The following is a 17,047-nucleotide window of genomic DNA, read 5'->3' on the forward strand; positions in this document are numbered from 1 at the left end:
CGCCCGGGGTGGGAGGCTGTTCCCGCACGGTTCCCGGAGCGGCGTCGGCCGGTACGAGAGGGAGTCCCCTTGGACAGCGAGGCGATCCACGAGGAACTGGACGAGCGGGCGGCCGACGCGGCCGGGCAGGTGGTGGCCTGGCGGCGTCATCTGCACCGGCATCCGGAGCTGTCCAACCGGGAGGTGAACACGGCCCGCCTGGTGGCGGACCACCTGCGCTCCCTCGGCCTGGACGAGGTCCGTACGGGCATCGCCGGTCACGGCGTGGTGGGCGTCCTGCGCGGGTCGGCGCCGGACGGCGGGCGGGTCGTGGCGCTGCGGGCCGACATGGACGCGCTGCCGGTGAAGGACCTGTGCGGGACGGACTTCGCCTCCGAGACGGTGGACGCCGACTACCCGGGCGGCCCGTTCCCCGTGTCGCACGCCTGCGGGCACGACTGCCACACGGCGATGCTGATGGGCGCGGCGACGGTCCTCGCGGGTGTCCGCGAGCGGCTTCCCGGCACGGTCCTCTTCGTCTTCCAGCCCGCCGAGGAGGGCCCGCCGGTGACGGAGGAGGGCGGGGCGCGGGCCATGGTCGAGGCGGGTGCGTTCGCCGGCCCGGTGCCGACGATGGCCTTCGGCATGCACGTGACGCCGTATCCGAAGGGGTACGTGGGGTACAGGGTCGGCAACCAGTACGGCGCGTCCGCCCTGGTCCGCATCGTCGTCACCGGAAAGCAGGTGCACGGCTCCACGCCCTGGGAGGGCGTCGACCCGATGCCCGCGGTCGGCGCGGTGCTCACCGGGATCGGCCAGCTGTACCGGCAGGTCTCGGCCTTCGACCCGGTCACGGTGACGATCGGGCACGTCGAGGACGTGGGCCGCTTCAACATCATCGGCCAGACGGTGACCCTGTGGGGCACGGTCCGCTGCGCCGTCGAGTCCGACATGGCCGAGGTCGAGCGCCGTCTGACGACGCTGGCCGAACACTCCGCGGCGGCGTACGGGGCGACGGCCACGGTGGAGTACCTGCAGTCCGTGCCGCCCGTGCACAACAGCGGGCCGTGGGTGGAGGCCGCGCTGCCGACCTTCCGCCGGGTGGCCGGCGGGGAGCGCGTGGTGGAGACGGGTGCCACGCTCGGCTACGACGACGTCTCCGAGTTCATCCGCCGGTTCGGCGGCCTGTACGTGATGCTCGGCGTCCAGGACGCCGCGCTCGACGCCTCGGGACGGCCGGTCCCGGCGGAGGGCGGGCGCGGCCTCGTCACCAACCACAACCCGCATTTCTACGCCGACGACGACACCCTCGTCACCGGTGTCCGTCTCCACGCGCATGTGGCGTACGACCATCTGACGGGCGCTCTGGTCGTCCGGTAGAAAGACCTTCGACCCTCGCCACGAAGGCCCTGAGCAGCGCGGAGTCGGCGGCGGTGGGCCATACGAGGCCGTATGCGAGGGGCGGGACGCCGTGGAGCGGAACGTAGGCGATGCCGGGGCGGGGGTGGTAGCGGGCGCCGCGGGCCGCTCCCGGGGAGGCGCCCCGGCCGGCGGTCACATGGGAGAGGACCTCCTGCCAGGTGGCGGCGGCCGGCCCCCGGCCGACGGGGGCGCCGGACGGGGTGCTGCGCGGGTAGTGGTGGTCGGTCCAGTAACGGGGTACGGCTCCGCCGGGTGCGATGAGGTCGAGGCCCGCGAGGTCCTCCGGGCCGAGGGCATCGCGGCGGGCCAGCGGGTGTCCGGCGGGCAGGAGCAGGACCCGTGCGTCGGTGACGACGACGGGTCCGGTGGTGAGGTCCGGCTCGTGGACCGGGAAGGTGGCGCACTGGACGTCGAGCGTGCCCTCCTGGAGGGGGCGGACCCCGCCGTCGAGGGGCACCTCACGGACGGTGATCTCGCAGTCGGGGTACGAGGCGAGCAGGGCGTCGGCGGCGGCCGTGAGCAGTTCGCCGCCCCAGGGGGTGCCGAAGCCGACGCGCAGCCTCCCGTGGACTCCGCGCCCCGCGGCGGTGGCGCGTTCGAGGGCTGCCCTCATCTGCCGGTACGCGGGCAGCAGGTCCTCGTACAGGGCCTGGCCGACGGGGGTGAGGCGGACGCTGCGGCTGGTGCGGGCGAAGAGCGGTGTACCGAAGCGGCGCTCCAGCTTCTTGACGGTCTGGCTGATCCGGCCGGTGGAGACGCCGAGGCGTTCGGCGGTGCGCCCGAAGTGGAGTTCCTCGGCGAGCGTCAGGAACGCTTCCAGTTCGTACCGTTCGAGCACCGGCCCCGTCCCTTCACGTCCGCCGATCGTTGAGTGTGGCTCAACGCCGGTTTCATGATGACAGCTTGATCGGCCGGGGTGGCTGCCGGGAGCCTGGAGACGTCCCCCTCCCCCCGTACGGAAGGCCCTCCGTGGTCCCACGCCCCCTCGCTCCCGCCACCTCCACCCGGCCCGTGAACGTCCTGCTCCTCGCCGTGGCGGGGGCGGTCACCGTCGCCAACATCTACTTCCCGCAGCCGCTGCTCGCCGCCGTGGCACGTGGGCTCGACGTGTCGGAGCGGACGGCGGGACTCATCGCCTCGGCCGCCCAGATCGGGTACGCGCTCGGCATCCTGCTGCTCGTGCCGCTCGCCGACTCCGCGCGGCTGCGCCGCCTCACCTCGGTGCTGCTCGCCCTGACCAGCGCCGCCCTGCTCGTTGCCGCGGCGGCCCCCGACGTGGTCACCCTGACGGTCGCGACCCTCGCGCTCTCCACCACGACGGTGCTCCCGCAGATCCTCACCCCCGTGGCGGCTGTGCTCGCGGGGCCCGGACGACAGGGCCGGGTCGTGGGTCTGGTCGGCCTCGGTCTCACGCTGGGCTCGACCCTGTCCCGTACGGTCTCGGGCGCGGTGACCGACGCGAGCGGCAGCTGGCGGGTCGCCTACGCGGTGGCGGCCGTGGCGACGGCGGCACTGCTCCTCGTCCTCCCCCGCCGGCTGCCCGAACGGCTGGGGTCGCGGGGGGACACCTCGTACGCACGGCTCCTGGCGGGGCTTCCCCGGCTCCTCGCGGTCCACCGGGAGCTGCGGATCTCGGCGCTGCTCGGGGCGTGCGTCTTCGCCGCGTTCAGCGTCTTCTGGTCCGTGCTCGCCTTCCACCTGGCGGCCCCGCCGCTCGGGTACGGGCCGGGGGCCGCGGGGCTCTTCGGGGTGCTGACCCTGCCGGCGGCGCTGCTCTCGGCGGCCGCCGGGTCGCTGGCCGACCGGTACGGGGCCTCCGCGGTGAACGCCGGGGGGCTGGTCTGCGCGGGGCTCGGCCTCTCGGCGGCCGGGATCGCCCCGTACTCCCCCGTGGCCCTGGTGGCCGGGGCGAACCTGCTGGTGGTGGGGGTCAGCTCCTGTCAGGTGGCCAGTCAGGCGCGGATCTTCGGGATCGGCCGGGCGGTGGCGGCCCGGGTGAACACGGTCTTCATGCTGGCCACGTTCGGCGGCGGGGCCCTCGGCTCGCTCGCCGGGACCTGGCTGTACGCCGCGCACGGCTGGACGGCCGCGCTCCTCGCCGCGGGGGCGTGCGTCGCCGTCGGCGGGCTCGTGGTGGTCCGCGCGCGACCGGCGGCCCCGAGTTGCGTCCGGGACGTCACACGGGAGGCTGGGGGTATCCGCCCGCGCATCCCGCAGGGAGAGTCATGATGCTGGACCTCACCGCCCTCGCCGACGAGCACCTGGCCGCGGCCCGTGCGCACGCGCACGGGCGCAGCGCCCACGTGGTGATGCACGACGGGGTGCTGCGGCAGACCGTCATCGCCCTGACGTCGGGCACGTCGCTCGACGAGCACAACGCGCCGCCCGCCGCGAGCCTCCAGGTGCTGCGGGGCCGGGTGAACCTGACGGCGGCCGGGTGGACGGAGGAGCTGCGTTCCGGCACGCTGCGGATGATCCCCAAGGAGCGGCACGGGCTGACGGCGCTGGAGGACGCGGTGGTGCTGCTGACGGCCGTGAACGACTGAGGGCCCGATATTCCGGTGCCGTACGGATGCGTGGCCGGGCAGACTCGCCCCATGGCAGACACGAGGGCACGGGCGGACAGGGCGTGGGCGGGCACGAGGGCGTTCCAGGACGAGGTGGGCCGCTGGGCGGCCGGCGCGTCCGGCGGAGACACGGCGAGGGAACTGGCCGTGGCCCTGGGGCTGCGGACGGCGGTGCTCCTGGAAGGACCGAGCGACTTCGCGGCCGTCGAGTCGCTGGCGGCGCGGCGCGGCCGGGACCTCGCCGCGGAGGGCGTGTGCGTGGTGTCCATGGGCGGGGCGATGAGCGTCGCCCGCTACGCCGAACTGCTCGGACCGCCCGGACTCGACCTGCGCCTGACAGGTCTGTGCGACGAGCGTGAGCGGGGCTTCTACGAGCGCGGCCTCGCGCGGGCCGGAGCGCCGCAGGACGGGTTCTTCGTCTGTGTGGCGGACCTGGAGGACGAGCTCATCCGCGCGCTGGGCACGGCGAAGGTCGAGGAGATCATCCGTGAGGAAGGGGATCTGCGCCCCTGGCAGACCTTCCTGAGCCAGCCCGCCCAGCACGGCCGGCCCCGGGAGCAGCAGCTGCGGCGCTTCCTCGGCACGAAGAAGGGACGCAAGATCCGCTACGGCACCCTCCTGGTGGAGGCCCTCGACGCGGGCCGGGTGCCGGCGCCCCTCGACGGGCTCCTGCGGAGTCTGTGACCGCCCCGGGGCTTCAGGCGTCCGTCGTGACCAGGACGAGGGGCGTGTCTCCGCAGGGCCGCAGGCGCAGGCCGTCGACGCGGTGTTCGGCCGGCGGCCCGGCGAGGACGGCGGCGAAGTCGGGGCCCTTGGTGAGGGATCCGGCCAGGTGGCCGGGGTCGGTGGAGGCGGCGACCCGGCCCCGCGCGTTGACGAGCCGGGCCGGTGCGGGCAGCCGCTGGAGCACGGGGAGCACGGCCGCCTCGAAGTGCCGCAGGTAGACGTCGGCGGCGGCCACGCCCACGAACCGGCCGCCGAGTTCGACCGGCGCGGAGAGCGTGAGGCTGTACTCGTCGGAGCACAGGTAGTCCACGTAGGGTCCGGCGGCGGCTCGGTGCCCGGTCTCGCGGGGCAGGGTGTACCAGTCCCAGTGCGTGTAGTCGGAGTAGGCGGAGTGCTCCGGGTCCAGGTCGAGGAGGAGCGGGCGGACGGCTCCGTCGGGGCCGCGCTGCCACCACTCCAGCCAGCCCGGCACGTCGGTGAGGAGTCCGGGAGCGGCGACGAAGCCCACGCCCGAGACCAGCGGATGGTCCGCCAGCCGGGAACGCAGGCCGGGGCGCAGGGCCGCCAGGTCGGCGGCGACGGGCGCGCGGCCGGGACCGGCCACCCGGGCGAGCAGGGTGGCCGTGTCGGTGCCGGTCTCGGCGACGGCGGCGAAGACCTCTTCGAGGGTGTCCCGGACGCGACCGACCACCTCGTCGGCGGCCTCGTCGAACGGGTCCGGGGCCCGGTGCGCCGTCGTCACGTCCGCGCGTGCGGTGTCAGCGACGGCCCCCGCGGGGCTCGCGAGCCCGCTGCTCCTGCCCATGCGTGTCCTCCTCGGGACGAGGCTCGGTTGCGCGGCCGGGGGTGCCGAGGCGCAGCGCGATCAGCCGCCCCACTGACTCCCGTACGCACGTCTCGGCGAGCGTTCTGGCCCGCTCGTCGGCCTCATCCTGCACGGCGGAGATCACGGCGCGGTGACGATCCGACACATTGCCGAGATGGACGGGGTCGTCGAGGACGAGGCAGAGGAGCGCGCCGAGGTCCGTCTGGAGGGCGATCTCCTCGCGGGTGAGGCGGGCGGACTGGGCTGCGGCGGCGAGTTCGACGTGGAAGCGGCCGTAGAGCCTGCTGCGGGTCGCCGGGTCGTCGGCGGCGGCGAGTTCCTCGACGGTACGGGTGAGGGGGCGCAGGTCCCCGGGCTGGGTGCGGCGGGCGGCGAGCAGGGCGGCGGCGCCGGAGACGGCGGCCCAGTGGTCGCCGAGGTCGCGGAGTTCCTCGGTGGACCAGTCGGCGAGGCGGGCGCGCAACCGTTCCTGCGGCGGGGTGTCGGGGAGGGTGACGAAGCTGCCGCCGCCGCGGCCCCGGCGGGTGGTGACGAGGCCCTGCTGGCGCAGGGCCATGAGGGCTTCGCGCAGGGTGACGGTGGAGACGCCGAGCTGTCCGGCGAGTTCGGTCTCGCCGGGCAGCTGTTCGCCGTCGGCGAGGAGTCCGAGTTCGATGGCGTCGCCGATGCGGCGGGCGACGGTGTCGACCCGGGCCCGGGTGTCGACGGGGGTGAAGACGGCCCTGCGGGCGGCGCCGGTCCGGGCCGCGCCGCCTCCCTCGTCCGGCCTGCCGTTCGGTCTCACGGTTAACCACCTCGCGTCGAGCGTTGACTCAGGCTTTACCTTAAAGGGGTCTTGAGATTTGAACTATGACTTCATATCTTTACGCCCACGCCCGAGCAACGCTCCACCGCACCAGAAAGGTTCCCGCCCATGGAGGGAATGGCGATCCGGCTGACGGGACTGCGCAAGACCTACGGCCGGACCGAGGCCGTGGCCGGGGTGGACCTGGAGATCGCGGACGGCGAGTTCTTCTCGATGCTCGGTCCCTCCGGTTCCGGGAAGACGACCGTGCTGCGGATGATCGCCGGCTTCGAGGCGCCGAGCGCCGGCACCGTCGAACTGGCCGGCCGTGACGTCACCCGGCTCGCCCCCTTCGAGCGGGACGTGCACACCGTCTTCCAGGACTACGCGCTCTTCCCGCACATGACGGTCGAACAGAACGTCGCGTACGGGCTCAAGGTCCGCGGCGTGCCCCGCGCCGAGCGTCTCGTGCGCGCCCGGGCCGCCCTCGCGCAGGTCGGCCTCGACGGTCTCGGGAAGCGCCGACCCGCCGAGCTCTCCGGCGGCCAGCGCCAGCGGGTCGCCCTGGCCCGCGCGCTCGTCGGCCGCCCCCGCGTGCTGCTGCTCGACGAGCCGCTCGGCGCGCTCGACCTCAAGCTCCGCGAGCGGATGCAGGTCGAGCTCAAGGAGATCCAGCGGGAGGTCGGCATCACCTTCGTGTTCGTCACGCACGACCAGGAGGAGGCGCTCACGATGAGCGACCGGATCGCCGTCTTCCACCAGGGCCGGATCGAACAGGTCGCCGCCCCCGCCGAGATCTACGAGCGCCCCGCGACCCCCTTCGTCGCCGGCTTCGTCGGCTCCTCCAACCTGCTGACCGGGGAGACCGCCCGGCGGGTGGTCGGCGCGCCAGGCACGTACAGCATCCGGCCGGAGAAGATCCGGATCCTCTCCGACCACAAGGCACCCGGCGACCCCGGGCACGCCACCGCCGCCGGCACGGTCGCGGAGGTCGTCTACCTCGGCGACTCCACCCGGTTCCTGGTCGACCTCGACGGCGGCGGCCGGCTCACCGCCCTCCAGCAGAACCTGGAGACCTCCTCCGCCGACCTCGCCGCCTTCCGGGGTGCCCGGATCGGCCTCCAGTGGCACCCGAGCCACGCGGTGAGCGTCCCGGAAACCCCGTAAGTCCCCCTACGTCCCGTCAGGCACCGTCCCCCTCACGCAACGGAGAACCACGTGCGCCCGCACCGCTCCCTCCTGACCGCAGCCGCCCTCTCCGGGCTGCTCCTCGTCACCGCCTGCGGATCGGCCGACCCGGCGGGGTCCGGGAAGTCCGGCGGCCTCAACCCGCCCGACCTGAAGGCGCCGACGGCCCTCGGCAAGGCCGAGGGCGAGGTCAACCTGATCGCCTGGGCCGGTTACGTCGAGGACGGCTCCAACGACCCGAAGGTCGACTGGGTCAGCGCCTTCGAGAAGCAGACCGGCTGCCAGGTCAACGCCAAGACCGCCGCCACCTCCGACGAGATGGTCTCGCTGATGAAGACCGGCGCGTACGACGCCGTCTCCGCCTCCGGCGACGCCTCCCTCCGGCTGATCGCCTCCGGCGACGCCGCGCCCGTGAACACCGCGCTCGTGCCGAACTACGCCGACGTCTTCGCCGGGCTCAAGAACAAGGACTGGAACTCCGTCAAGGGCGTCGCCTACGGCATCCCGCACGGCCGCGGCGCCAACCTCCTCATGTACGACACGCAGAAGGTGAAGCCGGCCCCCGACTCCTGGTCCGCCGTCTTCGACAAGGCCTCGGCGCACAGCGGCAAGGTCACCGCGTACGACTCCCCCATCTACCTCGCGGACGCCGCCCTGTACCTCAAGGCGACCAAGCCCGAGCTCGGCATCAAGAACCCGTACGCCCTCGACCAGAAGCAGTTCGACGCCGCCGTGGCCCTGCTCAAGGAGCAGAACGCGCACATCGGCGAGTACTGGAGCGACTACCTCAAGGAGATCTCCGCCTTCAAGAGCGGCGACTCGGTCGTCGGCACCAGCTGGCAGGTCATCGCCAACCTCGCCGAGTCCGAGGGCGCGAAGGTCGACGCGGTCCTGCCGAAGGAGGGCTCCACCGGCTGGTCCGACACCTGGATGGTCTCGGCCAAGGCCAAGCACCCCACCTGCGCCTACAAGTGGCTCGACTGGATCGTCTCGCCGAAGACCAACGCGCAGGTCGCCGAGTACTTCGGCGAGGCCCCGGCCAACGCGAAGTCGTGCGCCGAGACCGCCGACAAGAACCACTGCGCCGTCTTCCACGCCTCCGACGAGGCGTACTGGAAGCAGGTCCACTTCTGGACCACGCCCATCGAGCAGTGCCTGGACGGCCGGACGGACACCCGCTGCGTGCCGTACGCCAAGTGGGTCCAGGCCTGGACCGAGATCAAGGGCTGACCCCGACGCCATGACCGCGCTCTCCCCCGGGCTCTCCCCCGAGTCCGCGACGCGAACCGCCGGCCCCGGACGAAGCGCCGTCCGGCGGTTCGCCGGGGCGCTGCACCGGCGGCCCCGGCTGCGCCTCGCCGCCCTGCTCACCGCCCCGCTGCTGTGGCTGGTCCTCGCCTACCTCGGCTCCCTCGCGGCCCTGTTCCTCTCCGCCTTCTGGTCGACCGACGCCTTCACCTCCGAGGTCGTCCGGATCTGGACCTCGCAGAACTTCGAGGAACTCGTCGGCTCCCCCGTCTACCGCACGGTCGCCCTGCGCACCATCGGCGTCGCCCTCGCCGTGACCGCGCTCTGCGCCGTCATCGCCTTCCCCCTCGCCTTCTACACCGCGCGCGTCGCCCACCCGCGCCGCCGCCCGCTGTTCGTGGTGGCGCTGCTCATGCCGCTGTGGGCCGGCTACCTCGTGAAGGTGTACGCGTGGCGGCTCATCCTCTCCGAGGGCGGACCGCTCGACTGGGCGCTGCGGCCGCTCGGCCTGAGCGGACCCGGGTACGGGCTGACGGCGACGGTGGTCGTCCTCACGTACCTCTGGCTGCCGTACATGGTGCTGCCGATCCACACCGCGCTCGCCCAGCTCCCGGACAACCTCCTGAACGCCTCGGCGGACCTGGGGGCGAGGACGTGGCGGACCTTCGCCTCGGTGGTGCTGCCGCTCGTGTGGCCGGCGGTGGCCGCCGGGTCCGTCTTCACCTTCTCCCTGAGCCTCGGCGACTACATCACGGTGCAGATCGTCGGCGGCAAGACCCAGCTGATCGGCAACCTCGTCTACTCCAACGTCACCCTGAACCTGCCGCTGGCGGCCGCGCTCGGCACCGTGCCCGTCGCCGTCATCGTGCTGTACCTCCTCGCCGTGCGGCGCTCCGGCGCGCTGCGCAGCCTGTGACCGGCCGGAAGGACCGCGACCGATGAACCTCTCCCGTCCCGCGCGGATCGCGCTGCGCACCGCGGCCGGTCTCGGCTTCGCGGCGATCTACCTGCCGCTGCTGCTCGTCCTGCTCGGCTCGCTCAACCCTGACCGCTCGGCGAGCTGGCCGCCGCCCGGCCTCACGCTCGACTGGTGGGCGACGGCCTGGGACAACGAGGGCGCCCGCGCGGCGCTGTGGACCTCGGTCCAGGCAGGGCTCGCGGCGACGGCGGTGGCCCTGGTGCTCGGCACGCTCATCGCCTTCGCGGTGCAGCGCTACAGCTTCTTCGGACGGGAGGCCGTCTCCTTCGCGGTCGTGCTGCCGATCGCGCTGCCGGGCATCGTCACCGGCATCGCGCTCAACTCGGCCTTCGGCACGGTCCTCGCTCCCCTCGGCGTGGGACTCGGCATGTTCACCGTGGTCGTCGGCCACGCCACCTTCTGCATCGTGGTCGTCTTCAACAACGTGGTGGCGCGGCTGCGTCGGCTTCCCGGCTCGTACGAGGAGGCGGCGATGGACCTGGGGGCGCACACGTTCCGCGTCTTCTGGGACATCACGTTCCCGCTGCTGCGCTCGGCGCTGCTCGCGGGCGGGCTGCTCGCCTTCGCGCTGTCCTTCGACGAGATCGTGGTGACGACGTTCACGGCGGGACCCGGGGTGCAGACGCTGCCGGTGTGGATCTTCAACAACATGACCCGCCCTCAGCAGGCTCCGGTGGTGAACGTGGTGGCGGCGGCGCTCGTGCTGCTCTCGGTGATCCCGATCTACGCCGCGCAGCGGCTCTCCTCGGACACGGCCGGCGGCGGACGGGTGTGAGGGATCAGCGAGGTGCCTTCTTCACCCATTCGAGGGTCACGCGCACGCTGGCGTTCGCGGTGCCCTGGACGACGAGCGCGGTGAGCTTGCCCGCGTCCAGGCCGAGCTGACAGCCGAACTCGACGGTCGCACGGTCCGGGGCCGCCTGATGGAGCGCCTGCCCGATCTGTCCGGCGAAGTTCGAGAGCGCCTCGGTGACGCTCGACAGGTCGGGGAGGCGGCCGCCGAGCCCTTCGAGGTCCGTCTCCGTGCCGAGGCGTCGGGCCTCCACGAAGAGCGTCGCGTCACCGACGTCGACCTTGGTGATGTCCGGCACCGAAGCTCCCTCCGTTCAGAGTGTCGGGCTCAGCGCACCCGCGGCCGAGCTGGACGCGGGGCCGGCGGCATCTGCGGTGTCCGTGCTGCCTGCGCTGCCTGCGCTGCCTGCGCTGTCGGTGCTTTCCGTGGTTTCCGTGGTTTCCGCTGCGAGGGCGCTGCCGCGGAGCCACTGGGGCCAGCTGAGGTTCCAGTCGCCGAAACCGTTGTCGAACGGCGTCATGAGCTTCCCGTACCCGTTGACGACCCGTACGAGATCCCCCTCGCGCACCGTCCGGAACAGCCAGGCGGCGTCCTCGGTGCTCATGCCCGTGCAGCCGTGGCTGACGTCCTCGCTGCCCTGGGAGTCGAGCGACCAGGGCGCGGCGTGCAGGTACTCGCCGCTCCACGTCACCCGGGTGGCCCAGCGGACCTTGAGGTCGTAGAAGTCGGTGCTGCCGCGCTTGATGCCGATGGTGTCGCCGCGCATGCGGACCAGCGGCTCCTTGCCGAGGACGACCTTGATGCCCCCGCGGGTGCGGTAGCCGGCCTTGCCGGTGGTGACCGGGAGGGTGCGCAGGAGTTCCCCGTCGCGGAAGACGCTCATCGCGTGGGCGGAGACGTCGGTGACGGCCTCGATCCGGGCACCGGTGGTGAACATGAGGGGCCTTGAGGGGCCGCCGTAGAGGCCGCCGCCGATGCGGGCCCCGTCGAGGCCGCTGTGGACCCGGACCGTGGCATGGGCCGGCCAGTACGTGCGGGGCCGGTAGTGGAGGGTGACGTCGTCCACCCAGTACCAGGCGCCGTCCACATGGGGCACGGACCGTACGTCCAGCGCCCGTTCCACGGCACGCCGGGCGTCGGGGGCATCCTTCGGCACGGGTCGGCTGAGCTCGGCCGTGACCGGCCGGCCCACCCCGAACGTGCCGCCGTCCTCGGGTCCGAAGGTGACCGTCAGCCGCTCCCCGGCGGGCATCGGGGCCGTCCGGAAGTCGAGGCGGGCGCGGTGGGCGCCGCCGGCCCCGGTCCCGTCGACGACGAGGCGGGCGGCATAGCGCGCTCCGGCCGGCAGGGGCGCGGCGCTGGTCCACCGGGTGTGGTCCGCGCTCTGCGTTCCGGCGATCCGGTGGCCGCGCTGGTCGGTGACGGTGACGTCGGCGAGTGCTCCGGGAGTGCGGAGGGCCAGCTCGACGGGACCGGTGGCCCGCGGGCCGAGCGTGAACGGCCGGCCGGTGAGGACGCGGCCGCCCCCGAGGACGATCGCGTGGCGCGGCGCGGAGCACAGGCCGCCGCCGGCGACACAGCCGTCGACCGCGACGACGACGGTGGCGTCCCGGGAGGCGGAGGCGCGGTGGCCGCGCTCGGAGTCCTCGTCGGGGGTCTGGGCCGCCGTGCTGACGAGGACGGCTCCGACGGCGAGGGAGAGCGCTCCCCACCCCCGTGCGTATCGGCGTGACGGCACGTCGGACACTCTCCCCTTTTTTCCTGCGGAGACGTCGGCGGGCGGTGCCGACCACAGCATCAAAGCGGATGAAAGGAGGAAAAGATGATCAAGGCGACGGGCGTGGCGGCGGAGTCGGGGGCGAGACGACTCGAATGGGTCAGCGGGGCGGTTCCGGAAGCTCCTCTCCGGTCTCCAGGAGGGACTTGAGACTGGAGATCAGTGCGGGCCAGCCCTCGCCGATCAGTGCCTTGATCGTGCCGTGGGGCTCCAGGTCGCCGTGGGTGACGGTGAGCTTGACCGTGTCGCCGGAGGGCTCGATCACGAAGGTGACCCGGGACCGGCGCTCGCGGACGAGGCGCTGGTACACCTCGTCGTCGAGCCGGACCGCCTCCGCCCAGTTCGGGGTGAAGGTGTGCCAGGTGTACGAGAGGAGGCGGCCGGGTTCGGCCGCGAGGACGACCTGCTCGGGGTCCTCGGTCCTGCGGCCGTTCTCGTCCCAGACCATCGGGGCGCCCGGCGTCCACACCGACTCGAAGGCGACGCCCCAGTAGCGGCGCGTGAGCTCCGGCTCGGTGAGCGCCTGCCAGAGCTCCTCGGGGGTGGTCCGGATATAGGTGGTGTAGACGAACGTGTCGCTGTCCATCGCGCTGCCCCTCGGATCTGCTCCCCCGCGGCCTGCCCTCTCCAGCCTAGGCAGGCGCCGGACGGACGTGCCAGCGAAGAACCCCCGTCCGGCACCTCCGTACTCCGTCGGCCGACCGGGTGCGGAGGAGTTGATTAGGTGCGGAGGAAACTATTCAACGTGCTGCTAGCGTGTCCGGATGTCCCTCAAGCACGCCGTCCTCGCAGCTCTCCTGGAGGGCGAGGCCTCCGGATACGACCTGGCCAAGATCTTCGACGTGTCCGTCGCCAACTTCTGGGCCGCCACACCGCAGCAGCTCTACCGCGAGCTGGAGCGGCTCGCCGAGGCCGGTCTGATCGAGGCCCGCGTGGTCGAGCAGGAACGGCGCCCCAACAAGCGGATGTTCAGCCTCACGGAGCCGGGCAGGCAGGATCTGGTCGCCTACACGACGGCGCCTCCGCGCCCGAGCGCCGTCCGCGACGAGCTGCTCGTACAGGTGCAGGCCTGCGACGAGGGCGACACCGCGGCCGTCCGCGAGTTCGTGGCCCAGCGGATGGAGACGGCGCGGGCGAAGCTGGCCCGCTACGACCGGCTGCGGGAGTGGATGCTCGACGGCCGTGACGAGGACACCTATCTGGGTGAGGCGGAGCGCGTCGGGCCGTACCTCACGCTCATGCGCGGGCGGTTCTTCGAGGAGGAGAACCTGCGCTGGGGCGAACGGGCCCTCGCCGTGCTCGACCGGCGCGCCGCCGCACGGAGCGCGGCGCCTCGGGCGGCCCAGCGGGCGTGAGTCACCCCGAGGGGTGACGCCGGCCCTACTGTGCGGTAACGTCACCGCCCGGCCACCGGAGGCACCGGCGGCGACACAGGAACGGATCGGGACGGGCCTGAGATGAACGTCGGTGACCTCGCCGAGGACTTCACGCTGCCGGATGAGACGGGCGCCCCGCGCTCGCTGACCGGCCTGCTCGCGGAAGGTCCGGTCGTCCTCTTCTTCTACCCGGCGGCCCTCACCCCGGGCTGCACCGCCGAGGCCTGCCACTTCCGCGACCTCGCGGCCGAGTTCCGTGCCGTCGGCGCCCTGCCCGTCGGCATCAGCTCCGACGGGGTGGAGCGGCAGCAGGAGTTCGCCGAACGGCACTCGCTCGGCTACCCGCTGCTGTCCGACCCGGACGGTGCCGTACGGGAGCGGTTCGGCGTGAAGCGCGGGTTCTCGCTCGCCCCGACGAAGCGGGTCACGTTCGTGATCGGCCAGGACCGCCGGGTCCTGGAGGTCGTACGCAGCGAACTCCGCATGAGCGCACACGCGGACCGCGCACTGGCGGCCCTGCGCGGCGCCTGATCTCGCTTCCGGTCAGACGCCGAGCAGCTTCGCCTTGGCCGCCGCGAACTCCTCCGGGGCGAGCAGGCCCTGCTGGGCGAGCTCGCCGAGCCGTGCCGGCTGGTCGGCGGTCGTCGCCGCCCCGCCGGGGGCGGGCGCCGGCGGTGGAGGCGCCACGGGCTGCTGCCGCGCCTGGAGTTCGGCGACGGCCTGCTCCCGGTCCTCCTCGCGGCGCACGGCGCGGGCCGAGCTGCGGCCCGCCGCGTAGGCCGCGCCGCCGACGAGGGCGCCGCGCAGCAGGGGAGCTCCGACGGGCCGTACGACCGGTCGTACGAGGGGTCGGCGTCGCAGGAACATGCTCAGCCCCTTCCGACCGCGGCGGCGGCCACGGCCTCGCGATAGGCGTGCCGCGCCTCTTCGACGAGGTCGGGCGCGATGCCCACCCTCCCGGCGACGCGTCCGCCGGCCTCGCGCATCGCCTCCGCGGCCCGCGCGGCCCAGACGTGCTCGACGAGCAGCATCAGCGCGCAGGAGCCCGGTTCGAGCGTCTCGGCCGCCTCGGCCGCGTCCTCGGGGCCGAGCAGATTGACCTCGGGGCCGATCTCGACGGTGGCCTCGTCGTACTCCTCGTACTCGACGAGTTCGGAGGTGGACACCTCTCCGGTGACGGACTTGACGACGACGAGCGAGTCGATCAGCCGCACCTGTCCGGCCCGGCGCAGCTCCCCGACGGCCGTCACGGCCGCCACTTTCAGCCGCTCTCCCGGAAAGGCGAGCACGACGCATTCCACCGGGCCCATGGTGCTCCGCTCTGTTGCCCGTCGGTCCTCGGCCTCCATCCGAACACGGCGGGATCGGGTGCGCACTTGGAGTCGTCACGACATGCGGGCGCGTGGCGACTGGGTGAGACTCGCTCCATCGCCAGGCCTCCCACCGGCCTGCGCGGGAACGGAGTGCAGGAATGGACGACTACCCCGCCCTGAACCTCTTCTGGACCATGTTGTGGTTCTTCCTCTGGATCTTGTGGCTCTTCCTGCTGTTCAAGGTGATCACGGACATCTTCCGTGATCACTCGCTCGGCGGATGGGGCAAGGCCGGCTGGCTGATCTTCTGCATCCTGCTGCCCTACCTCGGCGTCCTGGTCTACGTCATCGCCCGCGGCAAGGGCATGAGCCAGCGGGACGTCAAGCAGGCCAAGGAGAGCGAGGCCGCGTTCCAGGACTACATCCGCAAGACCGCCGGCCCGCAGGGCGGTGGTGGCGGAGCCGCCGCCGAACTGGCACGGCTCTCCGAACTCAAGGAGAAGGGCGCGATCACGGCCGAGGAGTTCGAGAAGGCCAAGGCCAAGGTCCTGTCCTGAGACTCCACAAACGGCGCTCCGGACGACGCGGCGCCGGTGCGGCGGGAGGCGGGAAAGGCGCCGGGCTCGAGGGTTCGCTGCTGCGGGAGGTCGCGGCGGAGCCCGGAAGGCTGCCGGAAGCCCTCGCCTCCTTCGCCTTGCGCCACCTCGGCCCCGGGGCGGGGCCGGCGGTCGAACGCCTCCGTGCCGCCCATCCCGACGCCGACACGGCGGCCCTGCGGACCCTCGTCGTCACACGCGGGCGCCGGAGGGTCACGGCGGAGGGCTCCTTCGTCGGCGGCCCGTTCATGCTCTTCATCCCGGTCGCGTTCTGCGGCGCCCTGCTCTCCCAGGTGCGCATCGTGCTCGAACTCGCCGCCACCGAGGGGCTCGACACCACGGATCCGCAGCGTGCGGCCGAACTCCTCGTCCTGCAAGGGGTGTACGCGGACACCACCGCGGCCCGGGCCGCCCTCGACGCCGCCCCCGACAGGCCGCGACCGGAGAAGCGGCCGGGCCGTGTGGCCGCGTTCCGCGCCCTGGTGCTGCGCATGGCCTGGCTGCTCGGCCTGCTCACGCCCTCCGACGAGAAGGTCGGGCTATGGACCCGCGTCGGCCAGTGGGCGCTCGTCGGCTGCGTGTTCCTGGTGGGCCTGGTGGTCCCGCTCGTCTGGCTGCCGTACATGGCCTACTCGTACAACCGCGCCACGAACCGTCTGACCGACCGGGCCACCGTCTTCTACGTCGGCTCGCGCGACCGGCGCACCCCGCGGGGCGCCCGGGTCGATCCCGCCACGGCCGCGGCGGGGCTGCGCGCGCTGGCGTCGATGATGCTGCCGGCGGTCGCCCTGCTCCTGGTCATCGCCACCGACACGCGCATCGCGGGCGGGCGGTGGCCGGTGGCCGGGATCGTCCTGACGACGAGCTGCCTGGTCACGGGCGGCTGGTGGATGTGGCGACGACGGCGAAAGCGCCGGGAATCGTCCCCCTAGTACGGGGAACCACTAGTACAGGGAACCACTAATACGGGGAACCACCCCCTAATACGTATGCGAGATGCGCCTTTGATACGGTCAGGCCGTGAGGCTGACGAAGTTCACCGACCTGGCGCTCCGTGCCGTGATGCGCCTGGCGGTCACCGCACCGGAGGAGTCCGTCACCACCCGAGAGGTGGCGGAGTCGATGGACGTGCCCTACGCCCACATGGCGAAGGTGGTCACACGGCTGCAGCACCTCGGCGTGGTCGAGGCGCGGCGCGGCCGTGGCGGCGGTCTGGCCCTGACGGAGCTGGGGCGGCGCTCTTCGGTGGGATGGCTGACCCGGACCCTGGAGGGCGAGGAGGAGGTCGTCGCCTGCGAGGGCGATCCCCCCTGCCCGCTGCGCACCGCGTGCCGGCTGCGCGGAGCACTGCGCGAGGCGCAGGAGGCCTTCTACCGCGCGCTCGATCCGCTGACCGTGGCGGAACTCGTGGGATCCCCCACCGGCCCGCTGCTCCTGACCCTCAGCCCACGCCCCCCGCGCTCACCCTGACCG

At 73.0% G+C, this 17,047-nt stretch carries 21 protein-coding genes; 13 read left to right on the forward strand and 8 right to left on the reverse strand.

The window, feature by feature from the left end; translation table 11 throughout:
• Positions 1-69: 69 nt before the first annotated feature.
• On the forward strand, positions 70-1,359 hold the full coding sequence (locus tag GGE06_RS24710) for a M20 metallopeptidase family protein (protein ID WP_184931742.1): 1,290 nt from the start codon (positions 70-72) through the stop codon (positions 1,357-1,359).
• Here the strand turns inward: GGE06_RS24710 and GGE06_RS24715 are convergent.
• Positions 1,292-2,239, reverse strand: coding sequence for a LysR family transcriptional regulator (locus GGE06_RS24715; protein WP_184931743.1), 948 nt, complete (start codon positions 2,237-2,239; stop codon positions 1,292-1,294). The genes GGE06_RS24710 and GGE06_RS24715 overlap by 68 nt on opposite strands.
• Before the next feature lie 131 nt (positions 2,240-2,370).
• On the opposite strand from GGE06_RS24715, the gene GGE06_RS24720 reads away from it, so the two are divergent.
• From GGE06_RS24720 to GGE06_RS24730, 3 genes are read left to right on the forward strand one after another with little or no spacing between them, the layout of a single operon-like run.
• The gene (locus tag GGE06_RS24720; RefSeq protein ID WP_184931744.1) at positions 2,371-3,630 is read left to right on the forward strand and encodes an MFS transporter; all 1,260 of its coding nucleotides are present in this window, start codon (positions 2,371-2,373) and stop codon (positions 3,628-3,630) included.
• Entirely contained in the window at positions 3,630-3,947 is a 318-nt protein-coding gene (locus GGE06_RS24725) for a cupin domain-containing protein (protein WP_116164308.1), read from the forward strand. Before GGE06_RS24720 ends, GGE06_RS24725 begins: the two co-directional genes overlap by 1 nt.
• Before the next feature lie 51 nt (positions 3,948-3,998).
• Entirely contained in the window at positions 3,999-4,652 is a 654-nt protein-coding gene (locus GGE06_RS24730) for a TOPRIM nucleotidyl transferase/hydrolase domain-containing protein (RefSeq protein ID WP_116164306.1), read from the forward strand.
• A 13-nt stretch (positions 4,653-4,665) separates the two neighbouring features.
• Here GGE06_RS24730 and GGE06_RS24735 read toward each other — a convergent pair whose 3' ends face one another.
• A complete protein-coding gene (locus GGE06_RS24735; RefSeq protein WP_184931745.1) occupies positions 4,666-5,499 on the reverse strand; it encodes a cache domain-containing protein in 834 nt (277 codons plus the stop codon).
• Positions 5,453-6,304, reverse strand: a complete 852-nt coding sequence (locus GGE06_RS24740; protein WP_116164302.1) for a FadR/GntR family transcriptional regulator — start codon at positions 6,302-6,304, stop codon at positions 5,453-5,455. The genes GGE06_RS24735 and GGE06_RS24740 overlap by 47 nt, the downstream gene beginning before the upstream one ends.
• Before the next feature lie 129 nt (positions 6,305-6,433).
• Here GGE06_RS24740 and GGE06_RS24745 point away from each other — a divergent pair, with 129 nt between their 5' ends.
• From GGE06_RS24745 to GGE06_RS24760, 4 genes are read left to right on the forward strand one after another with little or no spacing between them, the layout of a single operon-like run.
• A complete protein-coding gene (locus GGE06_RS24745) occupies positions 6,434-7,471 on the forward strand; it encodes an ABC transporter ATP-binding protein (protein WP_116164300.1) in 1,038 nt (345 codons plus the stop codon).
• Positions 7,472-7,522: 51 nt separating this feature from the next.
• The gene (locus GGE06_RS24750; RefSeq protein WP_184931746.1) at positions 7,523-8,722 is read left to right on the forward strand and encodes an ABC transporter substrate-binding protein; all 1,200 of its coding nucleotides are present in this window, start codon (positions 7,523-7,525) and stop codon (positions 8,720-8,722) included.
• Between the two features lie 10 nt (positions 8,723-8,732).
• Positions 8,733-9,656, forward strand: coding sequence for an ABC transporter permease (locus GGE06_RS24755; protein ID WP_246532726.1), 924 nt, complete (start codon positions 8,733-8,735; stop codon positions 9,654-9,656).
• A 22-nt stretch (positions 9,657-9,678) separates the two neighbouring features.
• Positions 9,679-10,494 carry an ABC transporter permease gene (locus tag GGE06_RS24760; RefSeq protein WP_116164296.1) on the forward strand — a complete coding sequence of 272 codons (816 nt, stop codon included), beginning with the start codon at positions 9,679-9,681 and terminating at the stop codon, positions 10,492-10,494.
• A gap of 4 nt (positions 10,495-10,498) precedes the next feature.
• On the opposite strand, the gene GGE06_RS24765 is transcribed toward GGE06_RS24760, so the two are convergent.
• From GGE06_RS24765 to GGE06_RS24775, 3 genes are all read right to left on the reverse strand, one after another.
• Positions 10,499-10,810 carry a CU044_2847 family protein gene (locus GGE06_RS24765; protein ID WP_116164294.1) on the reverse strand — a complete coding sequence of 104 codons (312 nt, stop codon included), beginning with the start codon at positions 10,808-10,810 and terminating at the stop codon, positions 10,499-10,501.
• A gap of 15 nt (positions 10,811-10,825) precedes the next feature.
• Positions 10,826-12,250, reverse strand: coding sequence for a L,D-transpeptidase (locus tag GGE06_RS24770; RefSeq protein ID WP_312883278.1), 1,425 nt, complete (start codon positions 12,248-12,250; stop codon positions 10,826-10,828).
• 139 nt (positions 12,251-12,389) lie between these two features.
• The gene (locus GGE06_RS24775; RefSeq protein WP_184931748.1) at positions 12,390-12,875 is read right to left on the reverse strand and encodes an SRPBCC family protein; all 486 of its coding nucleotides are present in this window, start codon (positions 12,873-12,875) and stop codon (positions 12,390-12,392) included.
• A gap of 178 nt (positions 12,876-13,053) precedes the next feature.
• On the opposite strand from GGE06_RS24775, the gene GGE06_RS24780 reads away from it, so the two are divergent.
• Together GGE06_RS24780 and GGE06_RS24785 are read left to right on the forward strand one after the other, a co-directional pair.
• Positions 13,054-13,644, forward strand: a complete 591-nt coding sequence (locus GGE06_RS24780; protein ID WP_184931749.1) for a PadR family transcriptional regulator — start codon at positions 13,054-13,056, stop codon at positions 13,642-13,644.
• A 102-nt stretch (positions 13,645-13,746) separates the two neighbouring features.
• On the forward strand, positions 13,747-14,196 hold the full coding sequence (locus tag GGE06_RS24785; protein WP_116164286.1) for a peroxiredoxin: 450 nt from the start codon (positions 13,747-13,749) through the stop codon (positions 14,194-14,196).
• 12 nt (positions 14,197-14,208) lie between these two features.
• Here the strand turns inward: GGE06_RS24785 and GGE06_RS24790 are convergent, their stop codons facing one another.
• Positions 14,209-14,532 carry an SHOCT domain-containing protein gene (locus GGE06_RS24790; protein ID WP_184931750.1) on the reverse strand — a complete coding sequence of 108 codons (324 nt, stop codon included), beginning with the start codon at positions 14,530-14,532 and terminating at the stop codon, positions 14,209-14,211.
• A gap of 2 nt (positions 14,533-14,534) precedes the next feature.
• Positions 14,535-14,975, reverse strand: coding sequence for a DUF6325 family protein (locus tag GGE06_RS24795; RefSeq protein ID WP_184931751.1), 441 nt, complete (start codon positions 14,973-14,975; stop codon positions 14,535-14,537).
• Positions 14,976-15,136: 161 nt separating this feature from the next.
• Between GGE06_RS24795 and GGE06_RS24800 the strand changes: the two genes are divergently transcribed.
• The 3 genes from GGE06_RS24800 to GGE06_RS24810 all read left to right on the forward strand — a co-directional run bounded on the left by GGE06_RS24800 (position 15,137) and on the right by GGE06_RS24810 (position 17,044).
• Positions 15,137-15,535: an SHOCT domain-containing protein gene (locus GGE06_RS24800; protein WP_116164282.1), complete on the forward strand. Its 399-nt coding sequence runs from the start codon at positions 15,137-15,139 to the stop codon at positions 15,533-15,535.
• A 137-nt stretch (positions 15,536-15,672) separates the two neighbouring features.
• On the forward strand, positions 15,673-16,506 hold the full coding sequence (locus GGE06_RS24805; RefSeq protein ID WP_116164280.1) for a hypothetical protein: 834 nt from the start codon (positions 15,673-15,675) through the stop codon (positions 16,504-16,506).
• An 88-nt stretch (positions 16,507-16,594) separates the two neighbouring features.
• Complete coding sequence (locus tag GGE06_RS24810; RefSeq protein WP_116164278.1) at positions 16,595-17,044, forward strand: RrF2 family transcriptional regulator; 450 nt, start codon at positions 16,595-16,597, stop codon at positions 17,042-17,044.
• Positions 17,045-17,047 lie beyond the last annotated feature (3 nt).

It is taken from the genome of Streptomyces nymphaeiformis, from assembly GCF_014203895.1.
In the GTDB taxonomy this organism is placed as follows: domain Bacteria; phylum Actinomycetota; class Actinomycetes; order Streptomycetales; family Streptomycetaceae; genus Streptomyces; species Streptomyces nymphaeiformis.

Bases quoted from the DNA above. Each gene is read 5' to 3' on its own strand.
- GGE06_RS24725 (WP_116164308.1), top strand. From the start codon at position 3,630: ATGCTGGACCTCACCGCCCTCGCCGACGAGCACCTGGCCGCGGCCCGT.
- GGE06_RS24730 (WP_116164306.1), top strand. From the start codon at position 3,999: ATGGCAGACACGAGGGCACGGGCGGACAGGGCGTGGGCGGGCACGAGG.
- GGE06_RS24735 (WP_184931745.1), bottom strand. From the start codon at position 5,499: ATGGGCAGGAGCAGCGGGCTCGCGAGCCCCGCGGGGGCCGTCGCTGAC.
- GGE06_RS24745 (WP_116164300.1), top strand. From the start codon at position 6,434: ATGGAGGGAATGGCGATCCGGCTGACGGGACTGCGCAAGACCTACGGC.
- GGE06_RS24755 (WP_246532726.1), top strand. From the start codon at position 8,733: ATGACCGCGCTCTCCCCCGGGCTCTCCCCCGAGTCCGCGACGCGAACC.
- GGE06_RS24760 (WP_116164296.1), top strand. From the start codon at position 9,679: ATGAACCTCTCCCGTCCCGCGCGGATCGCGCTGCGCACCGCGGCCGGT.
- GGE06_RS24775 (WP_184931748.1), bottom strand. From the start codon at position 12,875: ATGGACAGCGACACGTTCGTCTACACCACCTATATCCGGACCACCCCC.
- GGE06_RS24780 (WP_184931749.1), top strand. From the start codon at position 13,054: ATGTCCCTCAAGCACGCCGTCCTCGCAGCTCTCCTGGAGGGCGAGGCC.
- GGE06_RS24785 (WP_116164286.1), top strand. From the start codon at position 13,747: ATGAACGTCGGTGACCTCGCCGAGGACTTCACGCTGCCGGATGAGACG.
- GGE06_RS24790 (WP_184931750.1), bottom strand. From the start codon at position 14,532: ATGTTCCTGCGACGCCGACCCCTCGTACGACCGGTCGTACGGCCCGTC.
- GGE06_RS24795 (WP_184931751.1), bottom strand. From the start codon at position 14,975: ATGGGCCCGGTGGAATGCGTCGTGCTCGCCTTTCCGGGAGAGCGGCTG.
- GGE06_RS24800 (WP_116164282.1), top strand. From the start codon at position 15,137: ATGGACGACTACCCCGCCCTGAACCTCTTCTGGACCATGTTGTGGTTC.